The sequence below is a fragment of the Streptomyces sp. NPDC096079 genome, assembly GCF_040303145.1.
Taxonomy (GTDB): domain Bacteria; phylum Actinomycetota; class Actinomycetes; order Streptomycetales; family Streptomycetaceae; genus Streptomyces.
Genome location: NZ_JBEOST010000003.1, coordinates 126225 through 145662, shown reverse-complemented (window position 1 = coordinate 145662; position 19438 = coordinate 126225). Strand labels below are relative to the sequence as shown.

The 19438-nt window shown below is 73.0% G+C and carries 22 protein-coding genes; 9 read left to right on the top strand and 13 right to left on the bottom strand.

All coding sequences use genetic code 11. The features are described 5' to 3' along the window. Window positions 1-5 precede the first annotated feature (5 nt). The 4 genes from ABTY59_RS08085 to ABTY59_RS08070 all read right to left on the bottom strand — a co-directional run bounded on the left by ABTY59_RS08085 (window position 6) and on the right by ABTY59_RS08070 (window position 3102). Window positions 6-869: a Cof-type HAD-IIB family hydrolase gene (locus ABTY59_RS08085; protein WP_352018065.1), complete on the bottom strand. Its 864-nt coding sequence runs from the start codon at window positions 867-869 to the stop codon at window positions 6-8. Window positions 870-960: 91 nt separating this feature from the next. Further along, entirely contained in the window at window positions 961-1611 is a 651-nt protein-coding gene (locus ABTY59_RS08080; RefSeq protein ID WP_352018064.1) for an NAD(P)-dependent oxidoreductase, read from the bottom strand. Next, window positions 1608-2462: an SGNH/GDSL hydrolase family protein gene (locus ABTY59_RS08075; RefSeq protein ID WP_352018063.1), complete on the bottom strand. Its 855-nt coding sequence runs from the start codon at window positions 2460-2462 to the stop codon at window positions 1608-1610. Before ABTY59_RS08075 ends, ABTY59_RS08080 begins: the two co-directional genes overlap by 4 nt. Window position 2463: 1 nt before the next feature. After that, entirely contained in the window at window positions 2464-3102 is a 639-nt protein-coding gene (locus ABTY59_RS08070; RefSeq protein ID WP_352018062.1) for a hypothetical protein, read from the bottom strand. A 152-nt stretch (window positions 3103-3254) separates the two neighbouring features. On the opposite strand from ABTY59_RS08070, the gene ABTY59_RS08065 reads away from it, so the two are divergent. Beyond that, window positions 3255-3770: a MarR family winged helix-turn-helix transcriptional regulator gene (locus ABTY59_RS08065; RefSeq protein ID WP_352018061.1), complete on the top strand. Its 516-nt coding sequence runs from the start codon at window positions 3255-3257 to the stop codon at window positions 3768-3770. Between the two features lie 311 nt (window positions 3771-4081). Continuing rightward, window positions 4082-4432, top strand: coding sequence for a hypothetical protein (locus ABTY59_RS08060; RefSeq protein WP_352018060.1), 351 nt, complete (start codon window positions 4082-4084; stop codon window positions 4430-4432). A 30-nt stretch (window positions 4433-4462) separates the two neighbouring features. Here ABTY59_RS08060 and ABTY59_RS08055 read toward each other — a convergent pair whose 3' ends face one another. Both ABTY59_RS08055 and ABTY59_RS08050 read right to left on the bottom strand, forming a co-directional pair. Continuing rightward, window positions 4463-5356 (bottom strand): LLM class flavin-dependent oxidoreductase, encoded by an 894-nt coding sequence (locus ABTY59_RS08055; protein ID WP_352018059.1) that lies wholly within the window; start codon window positions 5354-5356, stop codon window positions 4463-4465. A gap of 36 nt (window positions 5357-5392) precedes the next feature. After that, window positions 5393-6304 (bottom strand): serine/threonine-protein kinase, encoded by a 912-nt coding sequence (locus ABTY59_RS08050; protein ID WP_352018058.1) that lies wholly within the window; start codon window positions 6302-6304, stop codon window positions 5393-5395. 88 nt (window positions 6305-6392) lie between these two features. On the opposite strand from ABTY59_RS08050, the gene ABTY59_RS08045 reads away from it, so the two are divergent. The 3 genes from ABTY59_RS08045 (at window position 6393) to ABTY59_RS08035 (ending at window position 8552) form a co-directional block, all read left to right on the top strand. Continuing rightward, window positions 6393-6938, top strand: coding sequence for an RNA polymerase sigma factor (locus ABTY59_RS08045; RefSeq protein WP_352018057.1), 546 nt, complete (start codon window positions 6393-6395; stop codon window positions 6936-6938). Next, window positions 6935-7762 carry a hypothetical protein gene (locus ABTY59_RS08040; protein WP_352018056.1) on the top strand — a complete coding sequence of 276 codons (828 nt, stop codon included), beginning with the start codon at window positions 6935-6937 and terminating at the stop codon, window positions 7760-7762. Before ABTY59_RS08045 ends, ABTY59_RS08040 begins: the two co-directional genes overlap by 4 nt. Before the next feature lie 94 nt (window positions 7763-7856). Beyond that, window positions 7857-8552, top strand: a complete 696-nt coding sequence (locus tag ABTY59_RS08035; RefSeq protein WP_352018055.1) for a hypothetical protein — start codon at window positions 7857-7859, stop codon at window positions 8550-8552. A 144-nt stretch (window positions 8553-8696) separates the two neighbouring features. Here the strand turns inward: ABTY59_RS08035 and ABTY59_RS08030 are convergent, their stop codons facing one another. From ABTY59_RS08030 to ABTY59_RS08010, 5 genes are all read right to left on the bottom strand, one after another. Beyond that, a complete protein-coding gene (locus tag ABTY59_RS08030; protein ID WP_352018054.1) occupies window positions 8697-9149 on the bottom strand; it encodes a hypothetical protein in 453 nt (150 codons plus the stop codon). A 15-nt stretch (window positions 9150-9164) separates the two neighbouring features. Continuing rightward, complete coding sequence (locus ABTY59_RS08025) at window positions 9165-9725, bottom strand: RNA 2'-phosphotransferase (protein WP_352018053.1); 561 nt, start codon at window positions 9723-9725, stop codon at window positions 9165-9167. A 123-nt stretch (window positions 9726-9848) separates the two neighbouring features. Continuing rightward, window positions 9849-10817, bottom strand: coding sequence for a MerR family transcriptional regulator (locus ABTY59_RS08020; protein WP_352018052.1), 969 nt, complete (start codon window positions 10815-10817; stop codon window positions 9849-9851). 67 nt (window positions 10818-10884) lie between these two features. After that, on the bottom strand, window positions 10885-12684 hold the full coding sequence (locus ABTY59_RS08015; RefSeq protein WP_352018051.1) for an SDR family oxidoreductase: 1800 nt from the start codon (window positions 12682-12684) through the stop codon (window positions 10885-10887). Next, window positions 12684-13529 (bottom strand): M24 family metallopeptidase, encoded by an 846-nt coding sequence (locus tag ABTY59_RS08010; protein WP_352018050.1) that lies wholly within the window; start codon window positions 13527-13529, stop codon window positions 12684-12686. The genes ABTY59_RS08015 and ABTY59_RS08010 overlap by 1 nt, the downstream gene beginning before the upstream one ends. A gap of 263 nt (window positions 13530-13792) precedes the next feature. Here ABTY59_RS08010 and ABTY59_RS08005 point away from each other — a divergent pair, with 263 nt between their 5' ends. The 4 genes from ABTY59_RS08005 to ABTY59_RS07990 are packed head-to-tail and all read left to right on the top strand — an operon-like array spanning window position 13793 to window position 17280. Then, entirely contained in the window at window positions 13793-14749 is a 957-nt protein-coding gene (locus ABTY59_RS08005) for an ABC transporter ATP-binding protein (protein WP_352018496.1), read from the top strand. Then, complete coding sequence (locus ABTY59_RS08000; RefSeq protein WP_352018049.1) at window positions 14746-15636, top strand: ABC transporter permease; 891 nt, start codon at window positions 14746-14748, stop codon at window positions 15634-15636. The genes ABTY59_RS08005 and ABTY59_RS08000 overlap by 4 nt, the downstream gene beginning before the upstream one ends. After that, window positions 15633-16544: an ABC transporter ATP-binding protein gene (locus ABTY59_RS07995; protein WP_352018048.1), complete on the top strand. Its 912-nt coding sequence runs from the start codon at window positions 15633-15635 to the stop codon at window positions 16542-16544. The genes ABTY59_RS08000 and ABTY59_RS07995 overlap by 4 nt, the downstream gene beginning before the upstream one ends. Before the next feature lie 16 nt (window positions 16545-16560). Further along, a complete protein-coding gene (locus ABTY59_RS07990) occupies window positions 16561-17280 on the top strand; it encodes an ABC transporter permease (protein ID WP_352018047.1) in 720 nt (239 codons plus the stop codon). Window positions 17281-17379: 99 nt separating this feature from the next. On the opposite strand, the gene ABTY59_RS07985 is transcribed toward ABTY59_RS07990, so the two are convergent. Together ABTY59_RS07985 and ABTY59_RS07980 are read right to left on the bottom strand one after the other, a co-directional pair. Continuing rightward, window positions 17380-18687, bottom strand: a complete 1308-nt coding sequence (locus ABTY59_RS07985) for a CynX/NimT family MFS transporter (RefSeq protein WP_403537255.1) — start codon at window positions 18685-18687, stop codon at window positions 17380-17382. Further along, the gene (locus ABTY59_RS07980) at window positions 18684-19367 is read right to left on the bottom strand and encodes a FadR/GntR family transcriptional regulator (protein ID WP_352018046.1); all 684 of its coding nucleotides are present in this window, start codon (window positions 19365-19367) and stop codon (window positions 18684-18686) included. The genes ABTY59_RS07985 and ABTY59_RS07980 overlap by 4 nt, the downstream gene beginning before the upstream one ends. Window positions 19368-19438 lie beyond the last annotated feature (71 nt).

The window sequence follows — 19438 nt, the reverse complement described above, 5'->3', positions numbered from 1 at the left end:
AGGCCCTAGGGCTGCTGTGCCAGGGCCTCGGCGACGAGCTGTTCGATGACGACGGCCACGCCGTCGTCGTTGTTGCCGACCGTCCGGCCCGAGGCGGCGGCGATGACGTCGGGGTGGGCGTTGCCCATCGCGTACGAGCGTCCCGCCCAGCTCAGCATCTCGATGTCGTTCGGCATGTCGCCGAAGGCGACGACCTCCTCGGCCGTGATGCCGCGCTCGGCGCAGCACAGGGCCAGGGTGGAGGCCTTGGAGACGCCGAGCCCGCTGATCTCGATGAGGGCGGTCGGGCTGGAGCGGGTGAAGGAGGCCCGGTCGCCCGCCGCCTCCCGCGCGACGGCCAGGAACAGGTCGGGGTCGAGCTCGGGGTGCTGGGCGAGCAGCTTGAGCACCGGGGCGGCGGCACCGGGCTTCTCCTCGAAGAGGAGCTTCTCGGCGGTGGCGACGGTGGCGCCGGGGTCGAGGAAGAAGGGCGGGTAGTCCGGCTCGTAGTGGATGCCCGTGGTGAGCTCGACGGCGAACGACGTCCCCGGCGCGGCGGCGCGCAGGGCCTGGACGACGGCGAGCGCCACCGGCCGCTCCAGCGGGCGGACCTCCAGGAAGGTGCCTCCCGCGTGGAGGTCGACGACGGCGGCGCCGTTGGCGCAGATCGCCATGCCGTGGCCGTGGACGTGGTCGCTGACCACGTCCATCCAGCGGGCCGGGCGGCCGGTGACGAAGAAGACCTCGATCCCGGCCTGCTCGGCCGCCGCGAGGGCGGCGACCGTGCGCTCGGAGACGGACTTGTCGTCGCGGAGCAGGGTGCCGTCGAGGTCGGTGGCGATCAGCCGGGCGACCGGGGCGGAAGGGCGCGGGGAACGGGGAGAGGTCACCGCACCATTCTTCCGCACCGGACGCACGGGCGTGCGAGGAGGCGCACATATGAGTGCGGGCTTCTCGGCGCGGGGCCGCGCGGCTTCCCGCTCAGTACGCGACCTCCACGACCGCCCGGTGGGTGCGCCGGTCGTCGACGTGGGTGAGCAGGTAGTGCGCGAGATCGGCGCGGGAGAGGGTCTTCGGCCGCTCCAGACGCGCGTTCTCGGCGGTCCGGTAGGTCCGGGTCAGCGGGCCGTCGGTCAGCATCGGGGGCCGTACCACCGTCCATGTCGTGCCGTCCGCCGCCGACGACCGTACGAAGCCCTCCATGCGGGCCATGTCGGCGTACCCGTGCCGGTACAGCCGCTGGATCACGTACCGGGTGACGAGGCGCTGCGGCAGCGGCACGTCCGGCGTGGTGTCCAGGCCGGCGGAGGAGAGGCAGAGCAGCCGGCCGACCCCGGCGGCGCGCATGGCCCCGACGATGTTCCGGGTGCCCTCCGAGTAGACGGTCGTGGGGTGCTTGCGGTCGGTGCTGCCGAGGCAGGAGAGCAGGGCGTCGTGCCCCGGGACGGCCTGCCGCCAGGCCTCGGGGGTGAGGACGTCGCCCGCCAGGACGGTCAGCCGCGACTCCGGGTCCGTGACCGGAACCCGGGCGGGGTCGCGGGCGACGGCGGTGACCTGGTGGCCGGCGGCGAGGGCCTGGGCCAGGAGCTGGGCACCCGTACCTCCGGTGACGCCGAAGAGCATCAGTCTCATGACGCCGACGCCTCCGCGTCCGCCCGTCGTGCCAGGGCTTCGACGAGGGCGACGGCCACGGCCCGCTGGCCGTCGAGCGCGAGGTGGATCCCGTCGTCGAGGTGGAGTCCGGCGGTGGCCGCGCGGGTGTCGACCGTGAGTTCCGGCCGCCCGAGGAGGAACTCGGCGACGGTGTCGATGTCCTCGCCGGCCCAGCCGATCCCGGCGCGGCGGAAGTGCGGGTAGGCGTCGGCCGCCTCCTGGTCCAGGGAGCTGGGGGTGAGCCAGATCCAGCGGTCGGGGCCGGGGAGCCCGCGGCCGGCGAGTTCCCTCAGGGCGAGGAGGTTGCGCTCGGTCTCCGTCTCGCTGACCAGCCGGGTGCCGGGCGCCTTCGCGCCGCGGCCGAGGCGCTGGGCGTCGTTCGCGCCGAGCATGCAGAGGATCCAGTCGGGACGGAGGAAGGCGAGCTGGGGCAGCTGGGCGAGGGCCTGGGCGGTGGTGGAGCCGGAGACGGCGAGGTCGACGAGCTCGATCCCGTCCGGGAGGAGGTGGCGCAGGATCGAGAACCAGGAGAGCCGGTCGGCGGTGGTGCTCTCGCCGAGGGCCACGATCCGCTGCCCGGGGCGGAAGGGCAGCCGGTCGGCCCGCTCGGCGAAGCCGGGGTCCCGGAGGAGTGCGGCGGCGGTGTCCCGGGCCTGGTCGTCGAGGCCGCGCAGCAGTTCCCGGTAGGCCTCGGGGGTGAGGCCGAAGAGGTCGGCGAGGCGGGTGTCGGGCAGCTCTCCCAGGTAGCGGAGGGTCTTCTCGGGCTGCTGGAAGCGCACGAGCTTGCCGGTCAGGTCCTCGGTCGTGTGCGCGTTCGTGTGCTCGGGCATGTCAGTGCTCCTTGCGGGTGCGGCGACGGGGCAGCAGGAAACCGGCGGCGATCAGCCAGCCCAGGCAGGTGAAGCGGGCCAGGGGCAGCAGCAGCGCGGCGCCGTCGAAGAGCAGGGTGAGGGCGGCGAGCTCGGCGACCGTCGCCAGGACGAGTCCGGTCACGGCGAGCGCGCGGGGCAGCAGCCCGGCGAGGAGCCCGGGGACGGCGATCCCGGCCACCAGCAGGCCCAGCGTCACCACGTGGCCCGGGCCGCCGGTCGCGAAGGCCAGGTACTGGAGGGCCCGGACGAGCGGCGGGAGGTCGAGGACCTCCGTACGGGACAGGGTCCAGCTCACCAGGCCGCAGCAGGCCAGGAAGCCGGCGGCGAGGAGGCCGCCGGCCAGGGCGATGGTCGCGCCGGGGGCGCGGACGCCGAGGCGGTGCAGTCGGGCCGAGACCGTGGCCGCGTAGACGGCCAGCGGGATCGAGGCGGCGAACTGGAGGGCGCCGGAGACCTGGACGGCGCCGGAGTGGGCGCGGAAGTACACCACGATCTCGTCGGTCGCGCCGAAGGGCGAGGGGAAGGGATCGCCGCCGGCGAGCACGGTACTGAGCACGAGGCCGGCCAGGAACAGCCCCGTGAACACCGCGGCGAGCACCCCGGGCGGAGGTCCTCCCCGGGCTTCCCGGCGCGCTCGTGGGGTCTCGGTCGGCCGGGGGTCGGTCCAGCTCTCTGCAGACACGGGCCTATCCGTTCTCTGAGGAGAATAGTTCACAGCGGAGAATCGTTCTTGTGGCGTACGATAACCCCGTGAGCAGTGACCGGCAACCAGTGGAAGATCCCGGAGCGGCGACCTCCGCGCCCCCGCGCGGCGGAGCGTTCCTGCTCGCCCAGCTCGGGGCGCACGCGGCGGGCCGCTTCGGCGAGCGCGTCGGCGAACTCGGCCTCGCCCCGCCGGACGTCGGCCTGCTGCGGATGATCGCCACACAGCCGGGGCGGAGTCAGCGCTCCCTCGCGGCCGACCTCGGCGTGGTCCCGAGCAGGGTCGTCGCGCTCATCGACAGCCTGGAGAAGAAGGGGCTCGTCGAGCGGCGGCGGAGCGCCGAGGACCGCCGCCATCACGAGCTGTACGTCTCCGAGGACGGGCGCCACGCGCTCGGCCGCGTCCGTGAGGCCGCCGCGCTGCACGAGGACGACCTGTTCGCGGCGCTCGACGAGGAGGACCGGGGCCGGCTCACGGCGCTCCTCGGGCGGATCGCCGAGCAGCAGGGCCTCACCCCGGGCGTCCACCCGGGCTACCGCCACCTGCCGAAGCGGCCGGGCTGACACCGGACGCGAGGGGGGTGCGGCGGCGCACCTGTGAGACCGGCGTGCTGCGGTGGCGTACCCGTATGGCGGCGTGTTGCGGTGGTGTACCCGTGCGGCCGACGTGCTGCGGTGGCGTACCCGTGCGGCCGGCGTGTTGCGGTGGTGTACCCGTGCGGCCGACGTGCTGCGGTGGCGTACCCGTATGGCGGCGTGTTGCGGTGGTGTACCCCTGCGACCGGCGTGTCAGGACATGGCCGTAAACACCCGTTCGTTTTCGGCGTGACGGGGAAGATCCCTGGGAGCTGACGGCGTCTCCGGGGAGGGCGGGCATGGTCGCGGGCCGGCGAAGAGAGGAGTGCGACTCCTGCGGTGCGCCGTACGGGACGTGGGTCGCGAGCCTCCGGATGACGCTGTGCGCGGAGTGCGAGCGGGCCGGAGCGGCCCAGCCGGAACGGGAGCCGGTGCTGGTGGGCGACGTGCTGGCGGGCCTGGCCGCCCTCGTGACCCGCCCGCCGGAGGCCGCCGCGGACAGGGGCGGTGCGAGGGCCGCCGTAGGGGACACGGCCCGTGCCGTGAGCGCCGTACCGCAGCAGCGGACGCCGGGCGCCCCGGCGCGTGAGGAGGGCCCCGCCGCCTGGGACACCCGCGGAGCCGACACGGAGTGGCCCCGCACGGCCTGACCCGCTCCGGCGCGGATCAGGCCGACGTGCTCAGCCCAGCTGGGCGAGCGCCTGCGTGGCGATGTTCTCGAAGACGGTCTGGTCGGCGGCGAAGTCGGAGTCCGCGATCGGCCAGTGGATCACGATCTCGGTGAAGCCGAGTTCGCGGTGGCGCCCGGCGAAGTCGACGAACGCGTCCACGGACTCCAGCGGCCGGCTCCGGTCCGGGGTGAACCCGGTCAGCAGGATCTTGTCCAGTTCGGCGACGTCCCGCCCGGACTCGGCGCAGGCCTTGGCGAGCTTCTCGACCTGGCCGCGCAGTGCCGCCACCGACTGCTCCGGCGTGCCCTCCTCGTACAGCTTCGGGTCACCGGTCGTCACCCACGCCTGCCCGTACCGCGCGGCCAGCCGCAGTCCGCGCGGTCCGGTCGCCGCCACCGCGAACGGCAGCCGCGGCCGCTGGACGCAGCCGGGGATGTTCCGCGCCTCGTCGGCCGCGTAGAACGTGCCCCGGTCCGTCACCGCGTCCTCGGTGAGGAGCCGGTCCAGGAGGGCCACGAACTCGCCGAAGCGGTCGGCCCGCTCCTTCGGCGTCCACGCCTCCTGCCCGAGCGCGGTGGCGTCGAAGCCGTTGCCGCCCGCGCCGATGCCGAGGGTGATCCGCCCGCCGGAGACGTCGTCCAGCGTGATCAGCTCCTTGGCGAGCGTCACCGGGTGCCGGAAGTTCGGCGAGGTCACGAGGGTGCCGAGCCGGAGCCGCTCGGTGGCCGTCGCCGCCGCGGTGAGCGTGGGCAGCGCGCCGAACCACGGGCCGTCGCGGAAGCTCCGCCAGGAGAGGTGGTCATAGGTGTACGCGGCGTGGAACCCGAGGTCTTCGGCCCGCCGCCAGATCTTCTGTCCCTCGCTCCATCGGTGGATGGGGAGGATCACGGTGCTCAGACGCATGCCGTCGACCCTACGGCAGCCGGTTCCCCGGCGGATTCAACGCGGCAGCCAGCTCAGCAGGGCCGTCGCCGCGAACACCGTGGCCGACGCCAGGCCGACCGCGCGCGGGGCCAGCCACCAGGGGCCCTCGGGGGGCTGGGCCTGCGGGGCCGGAGCCAGCAGCGCGTCCGCGAAGGCCTGGGCGGTCGGCGGCCGGTCCGCCGGCTCGACGGACATCGCGGCCCGTAGCAGCAGGTCGACGTGGGGCGGGAGCTCCGCTCCGGCCGGGAGCGCCGGCAGCGTCGACGCGGCCGGCCGGTCGGTCAGCAGAGCGGTCGCGCGGCCGCCCGAGCCGAACGGCTTCCGCCCGGTCAGCAGCTCGTAGGCCACGACGGCCAGCGCGTACACGTCGGCTCTCCCGTCGAACCCACCGGTCTGGAAGGCCTGTTCCGGTGCCATGTACGCGGGCGTGCCCGTGGTCACCGTCAGCCCCGACGCGTCGGCCAGCTGCTTCGCGCTGCCCAGATCCGCCACCAGCACCGCGGCGGGCGCGGGATCGGTCGAGAGCAGCAGGTTGGACGGCTTGACGTCGCGGTGCACCACACCCGCCTCGTGCAGGACCTGGACCGCGTAGCCCGCCTCCGCGGCCAGCCGCAGCGCCTCCTGCGGGTCGCACCGCCCGACCCGGTCCTCCAGGGTGCCGCCGCGCACGAGGTCCATGACGAAGTAGGGCTGGTCCTCCTGCACCCCGACGTCGTGCACCCGGACCACCCGCGGGCTGGCGATGCGGCGCAGCAGCCTCGCCTCCGCCAGGAACCGCTCGCGCACATCGGCGTTGGCGGCCCAGTTCTCGGCCAGCACCTTCACCGCGACCTCGGTGTCGAGCTCCGGATCGTAGGCCTTCCAGACCGTCGCGAAGGAGCCGGCTCCGAGCCGGTCCAGGAGGAGGTAACGGCCGAGCTTGCGCATGTGGCAGCATTCTGCCGGAGTCCCGAGGAGCGTGGAACGCCCCCTCGACGGGTGGGGTGTGCGCGGGACGGGACGGGGGGAATTCCGGGTGTTCGAGGAAGGCGAACTGGAGCGGCTCGTGACGGCCGCTCAGGCGGGTGACCCGGGGTCGATGGAGTACCTGCTGGCCAAACTGCGTCCGGTGGTGCTGCGCCGCTGCTCGCGCTTCCTGCCCCACCACTCCGACGCGGAGGAGGCCGCACAGGACGCGCTGCTGTCCATCAGCAAGCACCTGGGCGAGTACGGCGGCCACGGCTCCTTCCTGGGCTGGGTGACGGTCATCGCCTCGAACGCCGCCCGGTCGACCTACCGCTCGATGCGCAGGCGCGCCGAGGACAGCCACGCCGACCTCCCCGAGTCCCTCGACCCGCGCACCACCAGCGTCATCGCCGGGACCCGGCTCGACCTGATGGAGGCGCTGGCCGCGCTGGAGCGGCAGCACCCCGCCCTGGTGGAGTCCTTCGTGCTGCGCGACCTGGGCGACCTGACCTACGTCCAGGTGGCCGAGGCGCTGGGTGCCCCGTTGGGCACGGTCAAGGACCGCATCCACCAGGCCCGCCGCTTCATGCGCGAGCGCCTGGTCACCGGTCTGTGAACGGCGGTACCGCGACGGGCGGCGGCCGTGCCGTCGTCCGGTCCCGGTCCGCCGTCGCCGCCCTGGTGACAGCCGCCGCGCTCGGTCTGGTGACCGGTCGGTTCGTCCTGCCGCCGCCCCCCGGGGCCGATGCGCCCCCGGCGGCGCGGTCGGGTGCCGCGGCCGGCGGGGCGCCCCGGGGCACGTCCGCCCTCCCGGCGCCCGCGTCCTCGGTCTCCGGCTCCGCCTCGCCGACCGGGGCGACGGGGCCGGTGACGAAGGCGAACCTTCTGGAACCCGCGGCGTTCGGACCGGAGTTCGGCACCGGGCGGATCCACGTCACCGACCGGTACGGCGACGGGTCGTACGCCAACGCGGCCTGTACCGGGGAGAAGACGCTCACCGAGACCCTGGGCGGGCCGGGTGCCCACTTCCGCGGGCTGATGACCGGCACCCGCACCGACCCGGGCGACCCCACGCTGGCCGCGGACACCGCCGACCAGGTCGCCCGCGAGGTCGTCGCCGCGGCCCGGAACCCCTCCCTGGCGCGGAACTTCGCCGACCGCCTGCTGCTGGAGGAGGTGCCCTGCCAGGAGGAAGCGCCGGGGCACTGGGTCTACGGGAGGACCAGGACGCTGCGGCTCGCCCCGGACGTCACCGCGAGCTGGATGGGCTCCTACCAGGGAACCCTCAACACCACCGGCACGGCGCCCGAGGGCAAGGAGCCCTGCGGCGGCATCGCCGTGCTGCGCAGCGGCAGCCACTACGGGGTGTTGGAGGTCGCCGCCTGCCTGGGGACGGACGCGATGAACCGTGTCGTCAGGACCGCTCTGTCACAGCTGTGAAACAGGGGTTCGGGGCTCCAACTTTCCCTCCTCCCGCGGCATCACCCCGGTTGTACGAGGACGCAGCAGGCGTCCCGACCAGCAGGGGGACCAGATGACCGAGAACAAGAACGTCCAGCAGAAGTCCGTTCGCCGCAACCGGGTCGCCGCCGCGGCCTGCTTCGCCGCCGCGCTGATCACGGCGAGCGTCGTCGGCACCCAGTCGGCCACCGCCGACGGGACCGCCCACCGCACCGCCACCGCCGCCCGCCCGGCCGCGGTCGCGGCCGCCGCGCCCCGGCTCGGCTCCGCCCACCTCGTCCAGAGCGAGGACGCCTTCCAGCAGGGCCTGAGCCCGGTCGGCGCGACCGTCGAGCTGAACGGACGCCAGGGGCTGTCCGCCTGCTCCGGCGAGGAGACGATGCGCGACCTGACCAAGGGCGCGGCCACCGCGTACGCGTCCGTGAACTGGACCCTCGACACCGACGGCCTGCTGACCGAGTCGGCCGCGAGCGCGCCCACCAAGACCGCGGCCGCCCTCTGGGAGAAGCAGCTCGTCGCGCTCGTCCAGGACTGCCAGGACGAGCCCGCCGGCCACTGGTACTACGGCGCGGCCCACACCCTGACCACCACCGGCGGCACCGCCCGCTGGTACCCGGCCTACAGCGGCGACGGCAGCCTCAGCGGCGGGGTCGCGGTCCTGCGCAGCGGCACCAGGGTCGCCGTCGTCGAGCTCTCCGGCCGGCCCGCCGACGCCTCGCACCACGTCGAAGGCATCGCCGCCGCGGCACTGAACCGCCTCTCCTCCTGAGCGGCGGTCTCTTCGCCCGAGCGGCGGCCTCTCCGACCGAGCGGCGGCCTCTTCTCCCAAGCGGCGGCCTCTCCGACCGAGCGGCGGCCTCTTCTCCCGAGCGGCGGCCTCTTCTCCTGAGCGGGCGCCCCGGGCCCACGGCGGTCAGCGGACGTGGGCGCTCATCCAGGGGGTGAGCGTGACTCCCGTGACCAGCTCCTTGTACGTCTGGTCGCCGGGCAGCGGGACGACCAGCCACCAGCCGGGTGGGAAGAACCGTCCCTTCACGTGGGCGAGGCCCCCGTGGACGGACCGCAGGAAGGCGGGGACGGCATCGCGCGGCACGTCCGCGAACTCGATGCCGTCCACGGTGATCAGGGCGTCGTCCTCGGGGAAGACCTGGATCGTGACCGAGGGGGAGCCGCCCAGCTCGACGTAGGCCTCGTGCGGGAGCGATCCGCCCGCGTCGAGGACGGCGAACGCGCCGGACGAGGTGCGCCGGGAGGTCTGGTCCGCGCCGATGTCGTCGGTCACCGTCATCTCCAGGTGGAACTCCTGGGCGATCTCGCGGATCGCGGTGACGGCCGCTTCGGTGCTGGGCAGGTGCGGGTGAGGCATGCGAACGATCATGCCTCAGACGGGGAAGCGGAGGAACTCCGGCGGGACGGCGTCCGTCAGCCACACCCCGTTGGCGCTGACGTGGAAGACGTGTCCGGCCCGGTGCATGGCGCCGGCGTCCACGCTCAGCACCACGGGCCGGCCCCGCCGCGCGCCGACCCGGGTCGCCGTCTCGCGGTCGGGGGAGAGGTGGACGTGGTGGCGGGCCATGGGCCGCAGCCCCTCGGCCCGGATCGCGGAGAGCCGGTCCGCGACCGTACCGTGGTAGAGGTACGCGGGCGGTTCGGCGGCGGGCAGGTCGAGGTCGACCTCCACCGTGTGGCCCTGGCTCGCGCGGATGCGGGTGCCCTCGATCGCGAAGCGCTTCTTGTCGTTGGTCGCGACGACGTGGTCGAGCTCCTCGCGGGTGACCGGGAACCCGTGCTCCGCGGTGGCCCTGAGCAGGGCGTCGATCTCGGTCCAGCCGTGTGCGTCGAGGACGAGTCCGATGCGCTCGGGCTGGTGGCGCAGGTGCTTGGAGAGGTACTTCGACACCTTCACCGTGCGCCGCTCGTCGGGCGGTTGTCTTCGGGTCATTCCTTCAGGATGCCGGAGCGTGACCCGTCTCACCATCGAATTCGCGGGGGCAGGTTTGATCCACAACCAACGTGAGTTATCCACAGGGGAGTTGGCGATTCTGTGGACAACGGAGCTATGTTTTCAGGGTGATTGGGTAAATTCGCCCGATGTGCGATGACTTGAGGCAAGGGCGTCCAATGTCCTTTTCTGGACCTCGCGTTCCGCGGCGGCCGCGATGAAGGCCTCGACGCCCTCCGGACCAACCAGGCTCTGCACGGCCCTTATCGTCCCGTCGGGCAGGGACACCGCACGCGGCTGATCGCCCTTCACCCAGGGCTCGTCCTGCGACAGATGGATCTGGAGGTGACGGGTCGCCAGCAGGCGCATGGCCCGCGCGAGTTCGGCGTCCACCGTCTGCTGGGCGAGCGGCCTCAGTCGCCGCACCATCGTCGCCGCCTCGGCCGCGTCCGCGTCCGTCGGCGGCCGGTGCTCCAGGTAGCGCGCGAACACGTGCTCCGTCGTGAACTCCAGGAAACGGGAGGCGATGTGCTCGACCTGATCGCGAAGTTCCCTCAGGTGTCCGGTGATCGCCGAGAGCGGGACGCCCGCCGCGTACAACTCGGCCGCCACCGCCAGCTCTTGCGGGCTCGGCACGAGGTACTCCTCGTCCTCCCGGTCCGGCAGCCGCTCCAGTACGCCGAGCTCGACGGCCTCCCGGATCGCCTCCTCGTCCGGCGTTCCGCCGAAGCGGGCGTCCAGCTCCGCGCGCGAGATCCGGTCCGCCTCCTCGTCCGTCCACGGCCCGTGGACCTCCGCGACCAGGCCCAGCACCCCGCCGAGCCCCCGGCCCGTGTCCCAGGCCTCCAGCAGCTCCTTGATCGAGGCGAGGGTGTAGCCCCGGTCGAGGAGGTCGGCGATCTGCCGGAGCCGCGCGAGGTGCGCGTCCCCGTACACGTTCGACCTGCCCCGCCGCTCCGGGCGGGGCAGCAGGCCGCGGTCCTGGTAGGCACGGATCGTCCGGACCGTGGCCCCGCTGTGATGCGCGAGATCCTCGATCCGGTACTCCGGCTGTGCTGACTGCTCGGACAAACCCGCTCCCACCGACCGCATCCGCCACCCCGCAGCCGCGGGGCCCCTCCTGGGAGGGATCGTACGACCGCTGCTCCCCGCCCGTCGGCTACGCCGGCGGCTGCCACCGGGCCAGCGCCCGCAGCGTGCGCGGGCTGAGCCGGGACAGGAAGTGGGCGCCCCGCGCCTCGGGGGTCACGGGGACGACGGCCCGGTCGTGCAGGACCGCCCCGAGGATCGCGTCCGCGACCTTCTCCGGAGGGTAGTTCCGCAGCCCGTACAGCCGGGAGGCCTTCTGCTGCCGCCGCTTCTCCTCCGCCGTGTCCGTGACCCCGGCGAACCGCGCGGTCGCCGTGATGTTGGTGTTGACGATGCCGGGGCATATCGCGGACACCCCGATGCCCTGGTCGGCCAGCTCGGCGCGCAGGCACTCACTGAGCATCAGCACCGCCGCCTTCGACGTGCTGTACGCCGGCAGCGCCCGGGACGGCTGGAAGGCCGCTGCCGAAGCGGTGTTGACGATGTGGCCGCCCTGGCCCCGTGCGGTCATCTGCGCACCGAAGAAGCGGCACCCGTGGATGACACCCCACAGGTTGACGTCCAGCACCCGCTTCCACTCCTCGGCGGAGGTCGCGAAGAACGAGCCCGTGAGCCCGATGCCCGCGTTGTTGACCAGGACGTCGACGACCCCGTACTCGTCCGCGACCTTCGCGGCCAGCTTCTCCATCGCCTGCTCGTCGGAGACGTCGACCGCCTCGCCCCAGGCCTCGGGGGCGCCGATCAGACGAGCCATCTCGGCCGTGCGCGCGGCGCCCTCGGCGTCCCGGTCGACGGCCACCACCCGGGCGCCCGCCTCCGCGAACGCGAACGCGGTGGCCCGTCCGATGCCACTGGCCGCCCCGGTGACCAGGACCAGCTGACCGCCGAACCGCTCGGTGTACGCCGGCTTCACCCCGCCCTTCGCCGCCGTGGACGCGACCGGCTTCGGCGCCTTCGTCGCCGCGTCCTCGTTGGCCCGGACGAACGCGGCGATCCACGCGGACAGCTGGTCCGGCCGGGTGCGCGGCACCCAGTGCTTGGCGGGCAGGGTGCGCCGGGTCAGATCCGGCACCCAGGTCCCCAGGTCGTCGTAGAGCCGCTCGGAGAGGAAGGCGTCACCGGTCGGGGTGATCAGCTGCACGGGCGCGTGCGCGTACGCGTCGGGGCGCGGCCTGCCCAGCCGGGCCCGGACGTTGTCCCGGTAGAGCCAGGCGCCGTGCGCCGCGTCGCTCGGCAGGGAGGGCGTCGGGTAGTCGCCGGCCGGGACCTTCTCCATCCGCTCCAGGAGCTTGGGCCAGCGCTTGCCGAGCGGCCCCCGCCAGGCGAGCTCAGGCAGCACGGGCGTGTGCAGCATGTACACGTACCAGGACTTGGCGCCCTGACCGAGGAGCTGGCCCACCCGGCGCGGGGTGGGCCGGGTCATCCGCTGCTTGATCCAGTGCCCGAAGTGGTCGAGCGAGGGGCCCGACATCGAGGTGAAGGAGGCGATCCGGCCCTCGGTGCGGGACACGGTCGCGAACTCCCAGGACTGCACCGACCCCCAGTCGTGGCCGACGAGGTGGACCGGCCGGTCCGGGCTCACGGCGTCGGCCACCGCGAGGAAGTCGTCCGTCAGCTTCTCCAGGGTGAAGCCGCCGCGCAGCGGGGCCGGCGCCGTCGACCTGCCGTGGCCCCGGACGTCGTACAGGACGACGTGGAACTCCTCGGCCAGCCGGGCCGCGACCTCCGACCACACCTCCTTGGAGTCCGGGTACCCGTGCACGAGCAGCACGGTCGGCCGCTCCGTGTCGCCCAGCTCGGCGACGCACAGCTCGATCCCGCCCGTACGGACCCAGCGCTCCCGCGCCCCGTCCAGCCCGGCAACCGCCATCAGACCGCCCCTTCGTTCCAGCGCCGCACGTGCGGCAGATCGTCGTCCAGCCAGAAAGCGCTCTGCTCCGGGTCCCGGGAGTCGGTGACGACCAGGATCTCCTCGAACTTCGCGCCCGTCCCCCGGAATCCGAGGTGCGGTTCGACCGCCCAGAGCCCGGGCACGGGCGGGTGGTCGGAGAACGTGTACGGCGACCAGAGCGGCGACCAGCCGTCCCGGTGGCCGTGCAGGGCGTCGCTCGCGAGGCCCTTGAGCGACTGCGTGCCGAAGCCGAAGAGCGTCGGCGTCCAGCGGCGCTCCTTCACCCGGTCGATCCTGTGGGCGATGACTCCGAAGGGATAGGCCCGGTGCCGGTTCGCGTACCCCTGGCGGACCATGAGCCGGTCCACGTCCTCGTATATCTCGCGCAGCGTGCGGCGCTCGCGCACCTCGCGCAGGATCAGCTCGCGGTGCGCCTCCAGGTCGGCGAGCAGCTTGTCGTGCAGGGGGTCGAGGCCCAGGCAGCCGCTGTAGCCGATGTCCGCCGTGTAGCCCCGGTAGACCGGCGCCATGTCGAGGATGAACGGCATCCCCGCCTCCAGGCGCCGGTTCGTGGGGAAGAACTGGAGCGGGATCTTGAAGTCCACGAAGGCCGTGCGGTCCCCGAACCAGGCGAACGGCCGGTGGAACCAGTCGCGGACGCCCCGCTCGTACAGCCACTCCCGCTGCATCCGGGCGGCCTCGCGCTCCGTCACGCCCGGCTTGAGCTGGGCCGCGACGGCTTCCGCGCACTCGTAGGAGAGCCGTTGGACTTCCCTGAACCCCCGCAGCTCCGCGGAGAGTTCGCCTGTCACTGCTGAGGCCATGCCACCCGCCGTCCCGTGTGAGCGCCCGGCTGCGCTACGCGTCCGTAACTTGACACCGATGAATGTGACAATGCCCGGCGGCTGCGTCAAGGGGTCGGACCGCGGCCCTGTGGAAAAGTCCGCGGGAAAGACCGACCGACGGCCCGGGGAGAAAGACTTTCGTCGCGACGCCCTTACGGGTTTGTAGTCCTGTAGTCGGAGAAGGATCGAGCCGTTGGGCTGACGACCGCTGTGGCGCACGCCACTACCGTCGAAGCGTGACTGTGATCGCGACCGAAAGCCTCAGCAAGCGGTTCCCCCGGGTGACCGCTCTCGACCGGCTCTCCCTGGACATCGGGCCCGGTGTGACCGGACTGGTGGGTGCCAACGGAGCCGGCAAGTCCACGATGATCAAAATCCTCCTCGGGCTCTCCCCCGCCACGGAGGGCAGCGCGCAGGTCCTCGGCCTCGACGTGCGGACGCACGGCCCCGAGATCCGTGAGCGCGTCGGGTACATGCCCGAGCACGACTGCCTCCCGCCGGACGTCTCGGCCACCGAGTTCGTCGTCCACATGGCGCGGATGTCCGGGCTGCCCGCGACCGCCGCCCGCGAGCGGACCGCCGACACCCTGCGGCACGTCGGCCTGTACGAGGAGCGCTACCGCCCGATCGGCGGCTACTCGACCGGCATGAAGCAGCGGGTGAAGCTGGCGCAGGCGCTGGTCCACGACCCGAAGCTGGTCCTCCTCGACGAGCCGACCAACGGTCTCGACCCGGTCGGCCGGGACGAGATGCTCGGACTGATCCGACGGGTCTGGACCGACTTCGGCATCTCCGTCCTCGTCACCTCGCACCTCCTGGGCGAGCTGGAGCGGACCTGCGACCACGTCGTCGTCATCGACGGCGGACGCCTGCTGCGCTCCAGCTCCACCAGCGACTTCACCCGGACCACCACGACCCTCGCGGTCGAGGTCACCGACTCCGACGCGCACCCCGACGGCACGGGCGCGCTCCGCGCGGCCCTCGGGGACGCCGGAGTCACGATCCACGAGGGCGTGGAGGACGGCCTGCCCGGTGCCGGCCACATCCTCCTCCTGGAGGCGGCGGGCGACGAGACGTACGACCTCGTGCGGGACACCGTCGCCGGCCTCGGGCTCGGCCTCGTCCGCATGGAACAGCGCCGCCACCACATCGCCGAGGTCTTCAAGGCGACGGACCAGGAGGAGGTGTCGGCTCGATGAGCTCCCAGGCCCCCGAAACGACCCAGATCCACAACATCGGCTATCGGTCCTACGACGGCCCGCGCCTCGGCCGGGCGTACGCGCGCAGGTCACTGTTCTCGCAGTCGCTGCGCGGCGCGTACGGTCTGGGCCGCAGCGCCAAGTCCAAGGTGCTGCCGATGCTGCTCTTCGCGGTGATGTGCGTCCCGGCGCTGATCATCGTCGCGGTCGCGGTCGTCACCAAGCAGTCCAAGCTGTCGATCGAGTACACGCAGTACGCGCTGTTCCTCCAGGTCGTCATCAGCATCTACCTGGCCTCGCAGGCGCCCCAGTCCGTCTCGCGGGACCTCCGCTTCCGGACGGTGCCGCTCTACTTCTCCCGCCCGATCGAGCGCGCGGACTACGTCCTCGCCAAGTTCGGCGCGATGGCCTCGGCGCTGTTCGTGCTCACCGCCTCCCCGCTGCTGATCCTCTGGATCGGTTCGCTCCTCGCCAAGATGGACTTCGCCGAGCAGACCAAGATGTTCGGGCAGGGGCTCGTCTCGGTGGCCCTGCTCTCGCTGCTCTTCGGCGGCATCGGGCTGGTCATGGCGGCGCTCACGCCCCGTCGTGGCTTCGGCGTCGCCGCGGTCATCGCGGTCCTGACCATCTCGTACGGCGCCGTCTCCACGCTCATGGGCATCGCCTACGCGACGGACAACCAGGGCGCCATCCAGTGGCTCGGCCTGTTCTCGCCCATGACCCTCGTCGACGGCGTCCAGACCGCCTTCCTGGGCGCGCCGACCGGCTTCCCCGACGGCGGGGGCCCGGGCGCCGGTGTCGGCGTCGTCTACCTCCTGGCCGTCCTCGCGCTCATCGCCGGCTCGTACGGCATCCTGATGCGCCGCTACCGAAAGGTCGGGCTGTGACAACCCTCTCCATCGACCACGTCTCCCGCTGGTTCGGAAACGTCGTGGCCGTGAACGACGTCACCATGACGGTGGGCCCGGGCGTCACCGGTCTCCTCGGCCCCAACGGCGCCGGGAAGTCCACCCTGATCAACATGATGGGCGGCTTCCTCGACCCCTCCACCGGCAGCGTCACCCTCGACGGACAGACGATCTGGGGGAACGAGTCGGTCTACCGCGAGATCGGCGTCGTCCCCGAGCGGGAGGCGATGTACGACTTCCTCACCGGCCGCGAGTTCGTCCTGGCCAACGCCGAACTGCAGGGCCTCGGCGCCAAGGAGGCCCAAGCGGCCCTGGCCACGGTCGAGATGGAGTACGCGCAGGACCGCAAGATCTCCACGTACAGCAAGGGCATGCGGCAGCGCGTGAAGATGGCCTCGGCCCTCGTCCACCAGCCGTCCGTGCTCCTGCTCGACGAGCCGTTCAACGGCATGGACCCGCGCCAGCGCATGCAGTTGATGGACCTGCTGCGGCGGATGGGCGCGGAGGGGCGCACGGTCCTGTTCTCCTCGCACATCCTGGAGGAGGTCGAGCAGCTCGCCTCCCACATCGAGGTGATCGTGGCCGGGCGGCACGCGGCCTCCGGCGACTTCCGCAAGATCCGCCGGCTGATGACGGACCGGCCGCACCGCTACCTCGTCCGCTCCAGCGACGACCGGGCCCTCGCCGCCGCCCTGATCGCCGACCCGTCCACGGCCGGCATCGAGGTCGACGCGGTGGAGGGCGGACTGCGGATCCAGGCCGTCGACTTCGGACGCTTCACCGAGCTGCTGCCGAAGGTGGCACGGGAGCGCGGCATCCGGCTGCTGACCGTCTCGCCCTCCGACGAGTCCCTCGAATCCGTCTTCTCGTACCTCGTCGCGGCCTGAAAGGAGCCTGACCGATATGTACAACCCCACAGTCGCCCGGCTCACCTACCGGGCCCTCCTCGGCCGCCGCAGGGCGCTGATCCTGTTCCTGCTGCCCGGAATGCTGCTGCTCATCGCGGCGGCGGTCCGCGCGTTCAACGGCGCCGACGACCAGGTCGCGGCGGACGTCCTCGGCGGCTTCGCGCTGGCCACGATGGTGCCGCTGATCGGCGTGATCGCCGGGACGGGCGCCATCGGGCCCGAGATCGACGACGGGTCGATCGTCTATCTGCTGTCCAAGCCGGTGAAGCGGCCCACGATCATCTTCACGAAGCTGATCGTGGCCGTCGCGGTCACGATGGTCTTCTCCGCCGTCCCGACGCTGATCGCCGGCTTCATCCTCAACGGCAACGGCCAGCAGGTCGCCGTCGCCTACACGGTCGCCGCGCTCGTCGCCTCCATCGCCTACAGCGCCCTCTTCCTGCTCCTGGGCACGGTCAGCCGGCACGCCGTCGTGATCGGTCTGGTCTACGCCCTGGTGTGGGAGGCCCTCTTCGGCTCGCTGATCGCGGGCGCCCGGACCCTGAGCGTCCAGCAGTGGGCGCTGGCCCTCGCGCAGAAGGTCACCGGCGACGGCCTGGTCACCTCCGACGTGGGCCTGACCACCGCGGTGACGCTCCTGGTGGCCGTCACGGTCGTGGCGACCCTGCTCGCCGGGCAGAAGCTGCGCAGGCTGAAGCTGGCCGGCGAGGAGTAGCGGGCCTCGACTCCGCGGCGCGGTCCGGATGCTCAGGCCGTAGGCCCGCGCCGGAGGCTCAGACCTCCTACGCGGGCCGTACGGTTCAGGTCCGGACGCTCAGACCGTACGGTTCCGGGCCGCGAGCAGGCCGACGGCGAGGGCCGCCGCGCAGACGCCGAGGACGGCGCAGATCGGCAGCGTCCAGGAGCCGGTGGCCTCGTGGAGGGCACCGGCCGCCAGCGGCCCGGCGGCGGCGAGCAGGTACCCGACGGTCTGGGCCATCCCGGACAGCCGGGCCGCGGTCGCCGCGTCCCCGGAGCGCAGCACGATCAGGGTCAGGGCGAGGCCGACGGCACCGCCCTGACCGACGCCGAGGACCGCCGACCAGAGCCAGGCGCCCTCCACGGGAGCCACCATCAGACCGGCGTAGCCGGCCGCGACCAGGGTCGTGACCAGCACGATCAGCGGGCGCTGGCTGCGCATCCGGCCGGCGAGCAGCGGCACCGCGAAGGCGCCGGCGACCTGGACCAGGTTGTTGAAGGCGAAGATCACACCGGCCGTGGAGCGGCTCATCCCGTGGTCGGTGAAGATCGTCGGCATCCAGGCGATCAGCACGTACGACCACAGGGACTGCAGGCCCATGAAGAGGGTCACCTGCCAGGCGAGCGCGGAGCGCCAGACGCTCACCGGGCGGGCGCCGCCGGCCGGGACGGCCCGTACCGCGTGTCCCGTACGTCCCCGGGCGATCAGCACCTGCGGAAGCCAGGCGAGGGCCGCGACCGCCGCGAGCAGCGACCAGAAGCCCAGGGAGGCTTCCCAGCCGCCGCCCAGGGCCTTCTCCAGCGGCACCGCGGCCGCCGCGGCGACCGTCGCGCCGGCGATCATCGCGCCGGTGTAGACCGAGGTCATCGACGCGGCCCGGTCCGGGAAGTCCCGCTTGATCAGACCCGGCATCAGGACGTTGAGCAGGGCGATCGCCGTGCCGACGAGGATCCCGCCGCCGTACAGCGCGTACACGGACGGCAGCACGCGCGCGAGGATGCCGACGCCGAGCAGCAGGAGCGCCGCGAACAGCACCCGCTCGGCCCCGAACCGGCGACCCAGCCACGGTGCCACCAGCGCGCCCAGGCCGAGGAACAGCACCGGCACCGACGTCACGAGCGAACTCGCGGTCGCCGAGAGCCCGAAGGCGGCGGATATCTCGCCGACCAGCGGCGCCACGCTCGCCAGCGCGACCCGCATGTTGAGCGAGGCGAGCACGATGCCGACCAGGAGCACCGCCGGGTGGGCGAGCAGCGCGCGCCGGGCCGCGGCCCCCTCGGCCGAGGCCCGGATCCCCGCCTCTGCGTCGACGAGCGTACGGGCCGCGTCGTCGCCGTCCGCCTGCGGCCGGAGCCCTTGCTCCGTACGCGTTCCCGCGCTCACTCGCCCCTCCCCGTCACCGCTGCGACCGTCTCCATCGGCACCCGCAGCAGCTCGCGGGCCTGCCGCTCCGCCGCCTCCGGATCGCCGGCCTCGACGGCCGCCACCAGGGCCTCGTGGGCGTCGATGTCGACCGGGGGCATCTCCCGGTCGCCGAGGGCCTCCACCAGGACCTCGTGCACCTGAGCGGAGAAGAAGCGGTACACCTCGACGAAGGCGGCGTTGTGGGTGGCCGCGACGACCGCGAGGTGGAAGGCGAGGTCCGCGTCCGCGTCCCGGTCGCCCTCCTCCCGCAGCCCGGTCAGTGCGGCCCGCAGCCGCGTCAGGTCGTGCGTGTCGCGCCGGACGGCCGCGAGCCGGGCGGCCTCGGCCTCCAGGGCGACCCGCAGTTCGAGGACGTCGGCCGCGCCCGCGTGCCGGACGCCCCGGAGCACGGCGGCCGGGTCGGCGGTCGACCTGACGAAGGTGCCGTTGCCCTGGCGGGACTCCAGGAGGCCGGCGTGGACGAGGACCCGGATCGCCTCGCGGACGGTGTTGCGGCCGACGCCGAGCTGCTGCGCGAGCTCGTGCTCGGTCGGGATGCGGTCGCCGACCGCCCACTCGCCTTCGGTGAGCTGCGTGCGCAGCTGCTCCACCACGGAGTCCACCAGCGAGGTGCGCCCCGCCGCCTTCAGTGCCGCCATGCCGCTCCGTACCCCTTCATTCGCCCGGTTGCCCAGTCATCCTACAACTGCCTGCGCGAGGGACGGCGGAC